At 48.2% G+C, this 11605-nt stretch carries 9 protein-coding genes and 1 tRNA gene; 6 read left to right on the forward strand and 4 right to left on the reverse strand.

Annotated elements, in window-relative coordinates; translation table 11 throughout:
* Positions 1-613 precede the first annotated feature (613 nt).
* The 6 genes from EYQ01_10980 (at position 614) to EYQ01_11005 (ending at position 9179) form a co-directional block, all read left to right on the forward strand.
* Complete coding sequence (locus EYQ01_10980) at positions 614-2710, forward strand: elongation factor G (GenBank protein ID HIE66307.1); 2097 nt, start codon at positions 614-616, stop codon at positions 2708-2710.
* Positions 2711-3973: 1263 nt separating this feature from the next.
* Positions 3974-4375 carry a hypothetical protein gene (locus EYQ01_10985; protein ID HIE66308.1) on the forward strand — a complete coding sequence of 134 codons (402 nt, stop codon included), beginning with the start codon at positions 3974-3976 and terminating at the stop codon, positions 4373-4375.
* Positions 4376-5232: 857 nt separating this feature from the next.
* Entirely contained in the window at positions 5233-6639 is a 1407-nt protein-coding gene (locus EYQ01_10990; protein HIE66309.1) for a hypothetical protein, read from the forward strand.
* Positions 6563-7528 (forward strand): hypothetical protein, encoded by a 966-nt coding sequence (locus tag EYQ01_10995; protein HIE66310.1) that lies wholly within the window; start codon positions 6563-6565, stop codon positions 7526-7528. The genes EYQ01_10990 and EYQ01_10995 overlap by 77 nt, the downstream gene beginning before the upstream one ends.
* Positions 7529-7609: 81 nt before the next feature.
* Positions 7610-8248, forward strand: a complete 639-nt coding sequence (locus EYQ01_11000; protein HIE66311.1) for a cytochrome c — start codon at positions 7610-7612, stop codon at positions 8246-8248.
* A gap of 463 nt (positions 8249-8711) precedes the next feature.
* Complete coding sequence (locus EYQ01_11005; GenBank protein ID HIE66312.1) at positions 8712-9179, forward strand: site-specific integrase; 468 nt, start codon at positions 8712-8714, stop codon at positions 9177-9179.
* A gap of 13 nt (positions 9180-9192) precedes the next feature.
* Here the strand turns inward: EYQ01_11005 and EYQ01_11010 are convergent.
* The 4 genes from EYQ01_11010 to EYQ01_11025 form a co-directional block, all read right to left on the reverse strand.
* A tRNA-Arg gene (locus EYQ01_11010) sits at positions 9193-9269 on the reverse strand.
* 59 nt (positions 9270-9328) lie between these two features.
* Positions 9329-10693: a type IV pilus secretin PilQ gene (gene pilQ / locus EYQ01_11015; GenBank protein HIE66313.1), complete on the reverse strand. Its 1365-nt coding sequence runs from the start codon at positions 10691-10693 to the stop codon at positions 9329-9331.
* A gap of 55 nt (positions 10694-10748) precedes the next feature.
* Positions 10749-11300, reverse strand: coding sequence for a hypothetical protein (locus tag EYQ01_11020; GenBank protein ID HIE66314.1), 552 nt, complete (start codon positions 11298-11300; stop codon positions 10749-10751).
* The gene (locus tag EYQ01_11025; GenBank protein HIE66315.1) at positions 11297-11575 is read right to left on the reverse strand and encodes a hypothetical protein; all 279 of its coding nucleotides are present in this window, start codon (positions 11573-11575) and stop codon (positions 11297-11299) included. Before EYQ01_11025 ends, EYQ01_11020 begins: the two co-directional genes overlap by 4 nt.
* Positions 11576-11605 lie beyond the last annotated feature (30 nt).

The raw sequence follows: 11605 nt of genomic DNA on the forward strand, positions 1-11605 counted from the left end.
TAACGAAATAACGGTATGATCTTTCATGGTGGCGTATCCTCCAGGTTGTTTGATTCATTCGCAGTTTCAAATCAACCAGATACGCCGCTTTTTTCAAGTACTCAATACACCACTTTCAGTTATAACTCGAGCCTCCTTCACTCCCCCCCTTTTTATTGCACTCTCAACTCTGGGTAAGAATGTCCGACAAGTATAACTGGCCTGTTCTAATGTCATCTCCTGTAAGAACTAAAATAAGAGAAGGAATCGATTCGCATATCCAACACCATGGACCAGGCTGTGAATCATTTGAAATCCAAATAGATATTCATCATTCCAATACCTTTAGAGCTCTAGCAAAGTGTCGATGCAAGGATGTGAACCACGCTTTTATCGTAAGAAGAGAGATCCCCCAACAAGCCCCTTTCAATTTCTTTCCACATTCAAAGTGACGGGTCTAGTTGACTCTCCTCGACCAATATAACCTATCACACTTAATCACAACCTCACTTAAATAGTCCTTACGGTTTTCACCTCTTTTTTGTAGCAGAGCCATATAAGTTGTGTAGTGGTTCATGAGATAGTATACTACCAGTCCCTATTTTTTATTTAAATTTAATCAAGGAGCAAGTGCATGGCGATCATCAGTCAAGTTAGAAATATTGGTATTTCAGCCCACATCGATTCTGGCAAAACAACTCTGACGGAACGGGCCTTATTTTACACGGGAAAAATCCACAAGATTGAAGAGGTCCGCGGAAAATCAGGAGTGGGCGCGACGATGGATTCGATGGATTTGGAGCGGGAAAAAGGAATCACGATCCAATCGGCCGCAACCTATTGCGAATGGAAAAACTACATCATCAACATCATCGATACTCCCGGCCACGTCGATTTTACCATTGAGGTGGAACGAGCCCTTCGTGTGCTTGATGCTGCCATTCTCGTCCTTTGTGGCGTCTCTGGCGTCCAAAGCCAATCGATCACGGTTGACCGCCAGATGCGCCGCTACAAGGTTCCTCGGATCGCCTTCATCAACAAATTGGACAGGACGGGAGCCGACCCCTTCCGAGTCATCAAACAGCTCCGTGAAAAGTTGGGGCACAACGCACACGCCATCAGTATGCCCATCGGAGCGGAAATGGATTTCCAAGGAACGGTCGATCTCACCAATATGAAAGCCTACTACTTTGATGGCGACAACGGAGAGAATGTTCGAGAGGAAGAGATTCCGGCCGAGTTGAAGGCCCAGGCCGAGAACCTCCGCCATGATCTGGTCGAAGCGATCAGCGACTTCGACGACAACATCGCCGAGAAATTCCTAGAGGAGGAACCCGTTTCAACCGACGAACTTCGCAAGGCAATCCGTAAGGCGACCATCTCTCTTCAATTCATCCCCGTGATGATGGGCTCCGCATTCAAGAACAAAGGCGTTCAACTTCTTCTCGACGGGGTCGGTTACTATCTTCCCAATCCCACTCAGATCACCAATGAGGCGCACGATCAGGACAACGACGAAGCCAAAGTCATCTTAGAAAGCACGCCCGACAAGCCGCTCGTCATGCTCGCCTTTAAATTGGAAGATGGTCGCTATGGTCAGTTGACCTATATGCGTGTTTATCAGGGAATAGTCAGAAAAGGAGACACGATCCATAATGTGACAACAGGGAAGAAGGTCCGCGTCTCCCGGCTGGTCCGGATGCACTCCGACGAGATGCACGATATCGACTCTGCTGAAGCGGGAGATATTGTGGCGCTTTTCGGTGTTGACTGCGCTTCCGGAAACACCTTCACCGATGGGACCATCCGCCACACCATGACCTCAATGTATGTCCCTGACGCCGTCATCTCCCTGGCCGTCTGGCCGAAAAAGAAGGGAGACGCCGGAAACTTTTCTAAAGCGCTCAACCGCTTTATGAGAGAAGATCCCACTTTTCGTGTTCACCGCGACGATGAGAGCAACCAGACCATCGTTTCCGGCATGGGTGAGCTTCACCTTCAAATTTATATCGAACGAATAAAACGGGAATACAGCTGTGAGATCGAGTCGGGAGAACCGCAGGTTGCCTACCGGGAAACAATCTCTCAGAAGGCCGAGTTCAAGTACACCCATAAAAAGCAGACCGGCGGTTCTGGACAATTCGCAAAAATGGGAGGATACATCGAACCGCTCCCATCCGATGCGGTTGAGACCTTTGAGTTTGTCGAAGACATCAAGGGAGGCGCAATCCCGCGCGAATATATCCCTGCCTGTGAGAAGGGATTTCGTGAACAAATCAAGACCGGTTCGCTCATCGGGTTTCCTGTGGTGGGTGTTCGTGTCGTCCTAAACGACGGCGCCTTCCATGCGGTCGACTCTTCTGAAATGGCCTTCAAAACCTGCGCGATCGCCGCTTTTAAGGAAGTCTATCCTCACGGCAAACCGATTATCCTGGAGCCGATTATGAAATTGGGATGCGAAGCGCCCGTCGAATTCCAAGGAGGTGTGATCGGACTGCTCAATCAGAGACGGGGTGTTATCCTCGGAACGATAAACAACGAGACCTTCGTTCAAATCGAGGCCGAGGTTCCGCTTTCCGCAATGTTCGGATTTTCCACTGATCTCCGAAGTGGTACGCAGGGAAAGGGTGAATTCTCAATGGAGTTTCTGAAATATGCCCCAGTACCAAAACAAATCTCCGCAGAGTTGATCAAGGCCTACCAAGACGAAAAAGCCGCAGAGAATAAATAAAATTCTGGCTTGCATTGAGTGCCCCCCTGGGATAACCCAGCGGGGGAAATCATTGGCTAAAAATGGACAGTTTCCTGAGACTACTCTTTTCAAACTCCATTGGGCTCAAATAACCCAAGGAAGCTCTGATTAAGTCTGGGTTGATTTTTTAAGGAGAAAAAATGTTTCGATTCAAGGCGTAAATCGAAGAGGATGGTTCTCGCGAAGCCATAGCCCTCTATTTGGAAGAACCACGCCCTGAAGGCGAGGATTCTTCGACACGAAATGAAAAAATCTTTATCTTTATTCGCTCGCTAACTGCGTACACTTGCTGTGCATGTTCAAGATTTACAACGCTGAAGCGGGGCATTTTAGCCCTGAAAATTTAATTCATGACTTATTCAGAGCTTCCCCAAGTAAGAGTGACATCGCTTACTGTTAATAAACGTTTCAATGTAATCGACAGCGGACTCGCTTTTAAAGCGTCTTACTCAAAATATCCCGTCCACAAGGTTATTTCGTTGAAGATGTTTTGAGAAACAAAATATCTGTGGATTTCGAGTAGTAACCTTCAATATCTTAAGAAAATCGTTGTGTGAAGGTTTCAGGGAAAAGTTTTAAAAATTGAAATGGGTAGAAGGTAAACGGTTTCCCGCCTAAGGAATCAACTATACAAACTATACAGCCGGGAGGGGAAAAAGGTTGTCTGAATACGTTACCCCTTTGAAAAGATGGTGCGCCCAGAGGGATTCGAACCCCCGCCACCTTGATTCGAAGCGTGAAAAGGGGTATTTTCACAACTGCTTTATTTTGGGATTTTTTACATACTTTAGTCGTAATATCAATATGTTATCAGATTTCTATAGGTTCTGCTGATTGCCATTAATTCTATCGTTTTCGCTTAATTCTGTCACAATTTTGACACAATACTATTACAGTATTAAAATCGTCCGGTATAGAACGGTGTCTGAGGGTAACTTAACCGGCACACGGGTTAGAAAAATAATAATCTCTCCTCTCTCAAACCTATTCTACCCAACGATAACCAACTCCAACAATGAGTTTTGTCACTTTTTAAAATAAGCATTCATCTTACAAATCGATAACATTCAAAGTTTTAAGAATTATCGATTACCAAGGGAAATGTTTGGCCGGTTAAACCTAATATCGATGGTAATGGTCACTAGAAAAGAACGTACGCATGGGATGGTTCTCTACGCTAATGCTTAATCTGAGTGTTTCACCAGAGTTGACATAAAGATAGAGCATGATTATAATTTAATCATGAACAAGGACCCCTCGTCTAAAAAACGGCTTTTCACCTTTGTACTGCTCCCCGTCTGGTTCTTTGTCTGGGGGATCTGCCCCTGGGATAATGCTTCTGTGGCTGCCCAGCCTTTAGTGGCAACCCACGCCGGGCATGGCCACCAGGAAATGGACGATACCCACCATACCTCCAAGGGAGTTGAACATAGCTGCGTCGGAGCGATTTCACTTTCCAAACAGCAGTCAAACTGGGGAAAAGACTCTCTCCAACCTCTTCCGAGGAACGAATCTTCAGGTTCAATCTTCGTGTTCGCCCAGTTTCATCAGCCTCCCCATCTTCCTTTGCCGTTTTCACAAACGCTCAGGCTCCCCAAGCGTTTTTCTAATCTTTATCAGATCCACCAATCCTTTCGCCTTTAATACCCCCTTTAAATACCCAACGATATAAGATTCGGGTAACAGTTTACTGATATTCCAGGAACATACTCATCCTTTGAAAAGAAGGAGGTGTGTTATGTGTTGTCCAAGATGTGATGGTTTAATGGTCCCAAATCGATTCCAGGATTTTTGGGATGACATGGACAGATTTTCTTTTATTGGGTTCCGTTGTCTACTCTGCGGAGAAATCATTGATCAGACCATTCTAGCCAATCGAGAAGCATTGGAATTTGTGATGGATTAAGTGAAAACAGTCCTGAAACGATATTAAAGATGCGATTGGTTCACCTCAATTGATCTAATAAATCAAGGGATTTTAACTTTAACATGAGATATTTCCAGGCCCCAAAAAATCGTTTTTCGATATCATTGCTATTGTTTGTCTGGTTTTTTATCTGGGGAGTCTGTCCTTGGGATAATAATTCAGCATCCGCCCAAACCTTAATGACGGCCCATGCTGGGCATGGCCACCAGAAAACGGATGACACCCACCACACCTCCAAGGGGGGAGAGCATACCTGTTCCAGGTCGGCATTACTATCCAAAGAAGAGGCAAGCTGGGGAAAAGGCCCTTTGATACCGCTTCCTCACAACGATTCTACTGTATCGATCATAGTAACATCCCGATTCTACCATCCTACCCACCGTCCATTACACTTTTTAGAAGCGCGAATATTTCTCAAGCGGATCTCGAACCTCTACCAACTCAATCAATCTCTGCGTCTTTAAGATTTCCTTTCATAATATGCCTAGCGGTTCCGAATATCGGTTCTCCGATAGTCCGGATGCAAATTCACCTCTTGAAAAGCATATTTCTATCTTATTGAAAGGAAGTTCCAATGCCGACAACATCAAAGACTCTACTGAAGGTTCTAGGAAGAATCATCCCCATTTTTTTTCTAGGGTTATTTGTCCTAGCGATATTCCCTTCTCCCTCAAAGGCGATCCCTGCCTTTGCAAGAAAATACGATCTTTCCTGTACCTCCTGCCATACCAAGCCCCCCCGTTTGAATGCCTTTGGCGAGGTCTTTCACATGGCAGGTTACCAGATTCCTCAAACCAAGGAGGGGGAGCTTCGTAAGAAGCGGCGAATCGGACGGGTCAACTCCGAGATCGAGATGCTGAATATCTTCGGGCTCCGGGCGACCGGGAACTTTGCCGAGTCTTTCTCCGGCGGGAATCCGGTCGAAAGCAACCTGGCACTGCCGCGTGAGATCGAATTCTATTTTGCAGGGACCTTTACCGACGACGTCAGTTATTTTTTGAATCTAAGCAACGAAATCGATGCCATTCAAGGCATCGAAAACGGACTCTTCGAAAAAAAGACGGAATTCGGTCTGGGCAAAGAATTTCTCCTCATGTTTGATCTTGGGCCTTCAATATCGAAAAAGCCGTCCGGTGGCATGAGCGGCCCGATGATGATGGGGCCGATGGTCATGGTCGGGAAGGTTGACCCTTCGACCAATTTTTCTTACTCGACCAATCGGCAGTTCATCATCAATAGTCCAGGACGCGTCGATAAAGGCGGACAGATACAGCGATTTACTCTGACACCCTATGCCTTTGCCTCAAAGTTTTTTGGGCTGAGCACGGGTGACGGCCAATCTCTTGAAGTCACACGATCCGTCCTCTACAACACTTCCGGAGGTTTTGGCCTTGATGTCCATGCAATGGTCGCAGGGAAATATATGATTCAGGCCGGCATCATGCAAGGCATCGAAGCGGGCACCGCTGATGTGAACGAAAAAAAAGACCCCTATCTGATGGCACGAATGAATTTCGGGGGCACGGAATATTTTTCCGGGAGTGTTTCAGGGCTCGCCAATTGGGGAAACGACACGGCAATGGTTGGAAATCAGTTGATCGACTGGTTCCGCTACGGCTTCGCAGGCAACGTGAAGTATAAGTTGCTCGACATCTATGGAGCGATAATTTGGGATAAAATCAGTGGTCTGCCCGCGAGTGCCGCCGCGACCTTTGATGACACTGCCGTGGGTTTAACGATAGAGGGCGACCTGCTCATCACCGATCAACACCTCGTTTCCCTCAGATATGACCAGATGATATCAGGAGGTTTTGTCAACCAAAAGGCAGATGGAAAAGTCCTGACACTCCAGGTCAGAAAATACTACAGGGACAACTTCGCCCTCTTTTTACGCGACAGCGTAAATGTCGGGACGGTCAGTGACAACCCCCTTCAGAATTTCAGAAACCTTGTTGCGGTCGGAGTCGATTTTGATTTTTAGAATGAACGCGCACCCTAGGCAGGAGGCAATTATGCGTCTATTAAAACCAGTAGTTATGACCCTTGGACTTCTGAGCTTCGTCGTCCTGTTTGTTTCGATTGCACAGGTTCAATCGCAAGAGATGGACCATTCCTCTATGGACATGGAGGGAGGTGAAATGAAAGAGATGGATGGCATGGAAGACATGCAGAGTATGGATGATATGAACATGAAAGAACCAAATGCGATGGCCGTCATGAAAGGGAAGATGATTTTTCAGATGAGCTGTTTTTTCTGCCACGGCAGGAAGGGAGAGGGTGACGGCCCCGCCTCAAGATTTATCGGGCCCTACTCTCACCCGAGGCCGAATAATTTTACGATGGGGATCTTTAAATTTCGGTCGACCGAATCGGGTGATCTTCCCATGTTGACGGACCTCATGAGGACCATTCGTGAAGGGATTCCAGGGTATATGCCGTCTTTTCGAAATCTGGGTGAAGACGGCATCAAGTCCGTGGCGATGTATATCGCAAAAGAGTTTATTCAGGAAGAGCTTCCGACCACGACAACGATCAAGTATGTCAAACATGTGGGTCCCTATGCCTATTCGGCTAAGAGCGCCTTGCGTGGCAGACTGCTATTTAACATCATGAAATGCAATGAATGCCATGGCGATGATGGTAAGGCCGGGCGGATGGATCTCAGGGATGAACGACAACTCATGATCCATCCGGTTGATCTTACGCGACAGGAAACCTTCGGGAATGGAACCTCCCACGAAGACATCTACCGGACCATCATGACCGGCCTCGACGGTACCCCCATGCCCGGCTACAACGATTCCTTCAAAGGGGAAGAAGACAGCGCCTGGGATCTGGTGCATTACATTCTCTCCCTTCAGGGGCGATAAGGAATTAGAGGGAAATTGGAAGAGTGAATAGAAAACTTGAGGGACTTTCAAAAATAGGTTTTATTCCATAATTCATATCAGATGACGAAAGGAGTTAAGATGAAAAATATTGTCATCACATTAGGTACTGCCCTAACACTTGCCACGCTTGTGGGTTTGACGGTAGTTTACGCCGGCCTGTTCAATGTGTCCACATCATGGAAAGATCCAGCCTTGATCCGCTGGGTATTGGCCACTACACGGGAGAACGCCGTGAAAAGCCGTGCAGCCTCAATCAAAGTGCCGCCCATGAAAGGGACGCAACAGGTCGAAGAAGGTTTCCGCAGTTATCGTGAGATGTGTGCAAGCTGTCATACCCCGCCGGGAGCTTCAGCCTCTCCGATAGCCCAGGGACTAAACCCTGAACCACCGGACCTTGCCAAGCGTGCCGAACAGATGTCTTCCGCCGAGCTGTTCTGGGTGATTAAAAACGGCATCCGGATGACCGGAATGCCGGCCTGGGGACCGACGCATAAAGATGAGGAACTTTGGAATATCGTTGCATTTGTAAAGACCTTACCCAATATGAGTAGTGAGGATTACCGGACACTCGATCAGCAAGCTTCAGAGGGACATGGTCATAGTGACGGTGGACACAACGAAGAAGGGGGTGAGTCCGGTCACGGTGATGATTCGCATCACGATGAGGCGGATGAGTTTGGGGATCGACAGGCACATTGAAAAGGACTTGCACCTTAATTCTAGGAACAATTAATAGAACGTGATCTCAACCTATTGTTGCACTTATTATTCGAATCCGTGATTGCCATTAGTACTAAGGACCAAGAGTATTGCAATCCGTTACGGAACAGCGGGACCTACGACAAGCCAGAAGTTGAAATCCAAGAGACTAATGAAGATACCGGAAGGAGAAAACCTAATCCTCCTCCCAGGGGACCCACGGTAAACACTAGGAAGTTCCCTCTCTTTGGAAGCACCATAGTCATCATCATAAGACCTTTTCAATAAACTTTTTCCTTTTATTTTTGACCTTTTACGACCTCCAGAACGTCTCGCCTAAATTTACTTCTCTTCAATCTAAATATTAACCCTCCTAATAAAGTCTCACGCATCTTAGGATTCTTCCAATGTATTGCGCATCACTCGCCAAGCTGAACTGTTTTCGTGAACTTGACACAGAGGAGTGAAGTGGTCGGGAGTTGATCTTTTTCGAAAGACCGTCACCGTCTTTCGTTCCAAGAACGGGGAGAAAAGGACCATTCCTCTCAACCAGACGGCAACCCATCTTCTCAGGCAGAAATCGAAGGTCAGGGCACTTATGACAAATCTCGTCTTCCATAGCAAGGCCCACACCGAGATTGACGTAAACAACCTGAGGCGTGCCTATCGTTCGGCTCTCAATAAGGCCAGGATCGAAGATATCCGCTTTCATGACCTACGGCATACCTTTGCGACTCGGCTCGTCCAGGTGGGGGTGGACATCTACAAAGTGCAAATCTTGCTCGGCCATAAAACTCCAAGCATGACCCAGCGTTATGCACATCACTACCCGGAAAGCCTTAGAGATGGGGTGGAAATCTTGGATAAAAGGGAGAATTTTGTCACAATTTTAACACAATCGCCGACTGTGGCAGGTGTACGTTCTCTCTAAGTCATTGAAAAGATGGTGCGCCCAGAGGGACTCGAACCCCCGACCCCTTGGTTCGAAGCCAAGTGCTCTATCCAGCTGAGCTATGGGCGCGTGACATGGAATGGAGTTACCGGAGGGCCCTCATTCTTTGCTCCTTATTGTCCGGTTTCCTATGGATGGTGGGGGGTGATGAAGATCAGAAGTTCGTTCTGAATTTCATTTTTGATCTGTTTTTTGAAAAACCACCCGATGATCGGAATCTTTGACAACCAGGGGCCCCCCTTTTCCGCTGTCGATTCCCGACGGGTATAGATGCCGCCGATGGCAATCGTTTCACGGTTTCCCACTAATAGGTGGGTCTCGGCCGTTCGGGTAAGTAAGGGGGGAATGCCCTGCACCTGCTGGCTGCAATCAGGATCTTTTTTAGTGGTCTTGACATAGAGGAGGATCTGATTGTCGGGTGTAATATGAGGGATTACAATGAGTTCAAGTTTTGCGTCGATGGTCGTGACCACGGTCGTTGCCCCCGTGCCGGTGACCGATGTTCCTCCACCGGCTCCCGTCTGTGCCCCTGTGGATAGGATCGCGGCCGTCGGGATCAGGATCTCCGTCCCGCTTGAGATGACTGCCTTCTTGTTGTTTAACGTCAATACGCGGGGATTGGAGAGGATCTTCCCCTGCCCGGTGTCCTCCATCGCTGACAACTGGATGTCGAGCTGCCTGGCCGATCCGATACTCCCGACCAGTAACCCGATGGCGCCGCCTGATCCTGCCCCGACGGTGGCCGGAAGATTGACCAGGAAATTACTCCCGGAAAGACCAGTCCCACCGGTTAAACCCGTCCCGGTCACCTGAAAGAACTTGTTTGAACCGGCTTCGAGCCTTCCTCCCCATTGGATTCCCAACTCCCGGGTAAAGTTGGAATTCACCTCTACGATACGCTCCTCAATCATCACTTGCGGGGTTTCACTGTCGAGGGTCCTGACAACCATGACAATTTTCTGTATGTTTCCAGGGTCATCCCGGACAATCAAAGAGTTGGTGCGAACATCGAGTGAAACACTTCCCTTCTTGGTCAATAATTCTTTGATGATCTCTTTCGTTTCCCTTGCATCTGCAAACGAAATCGGGATAATCTTCGTCTCCAGATCCGTTTCACCCTCACCGAATGGCGATTTTATGACACGGACAATATCCCCTTCCCTGAACGAAACAAGGTTGTTGACCTTCAGGATCGACCCCAGGGCTTCTTCAAAAGAAACCTCCCGAAAACTGAGGGTGACTTTTCCGCTGACATCTTCGCTAACGATAATATTCAGTTGGTTCTCCTGGCCGAGAGCACGGAGGACATCTTTTAAGTCGGCATCCCTGAATTCCATAGAGAGAAGGGATGAACCCTTGTCCAAGTCTTCTGGATGCCGGTGTCCTGCTCCAGCATCCAAAGGACCGATCACAAAACCAAGCAGAAGGACAAGAAGCAGGACGACTATCCGTGTCCGTCTGTTCCCAGGTCTGTCTTTTTCATATGGCTGCATTCGACACCCTCCTTGCGGCGCGACTTGAGGAATCTCTGATTCAGGGCTTCCTCTATTATCTCGTGGTAAACGGATCAACTCTTAACTCCAGAACCCCTGATGCATTTTTCAGAATAACACGGTCCGGCTGAATATCGTGAACCGCCATCCCATCAATCCGGAAACGGATCCTTAAGACATCGGAGTCCGGTTCAATATGAATATCACTGGCCCCTTCACGAACTGCCTGCATGATGGCCGTATTCACAAGTTTCACCACGGGGGCATCCTCTGCAACTGTTTCCAGACTCTCTCCATCTCCATCCCCTGTCTCCCCGGAGTCGATGAGGTAGGGGCTTTGTGCCTCACGTCGGTCTCCCCGGCGTCGTTCTCCTGTCCCCTCCCGGCGATCTGTAGTTGCTCGCTGCTCCTCAAAACTCCGAACCACCTCCTCCATCGTCCCGGTCATGCTGTAGTAGCGGTCAGACTTCATCATGTCCGCCTCTTTGCTCATCACCGGCTCAACCTGGCATCCGGACACACGCTTCACGTCATCGATGGCGAAAACATTGAGGGGGTCGGCCATCGCCAGGGTTAAGCTGTTTTCTTTCTTAAAGAGAGGAATCACGCTGTGACGGCGGGCAGGATTTCAGGAACCACCTTGATCACCTCCGGGTCGATGAGCATACTGGAAAGATCGACATACTCGATCCCCATCTGCCTCCCAAGGGCCCTGATGATATCATCCTCTGTAACAAACCCGAGATCTTTCAAGAGCATTCCGATTCGGCCCCCGTGCGTGCGCTGTTCTGCCAGGGTCCGCTCCAACTGCGCTTCCGAAAGGAGTCCTTCAGAAATGAGCATCTCGCCCAATCTCTTTCTGTTCTGGAATGATTTCGGCATACTCAAATCCTCCTTCGATTCAACAGCGAT

The sequence above is a fragment of the Candidatus Manganitrophaceae bacterium genome (assembly GCA_012960925.1).
Lineage (GTDB): Bacteria > Nitrospirota > Nitrospiria > SBBL01 > JAADHI01 > DUAG01.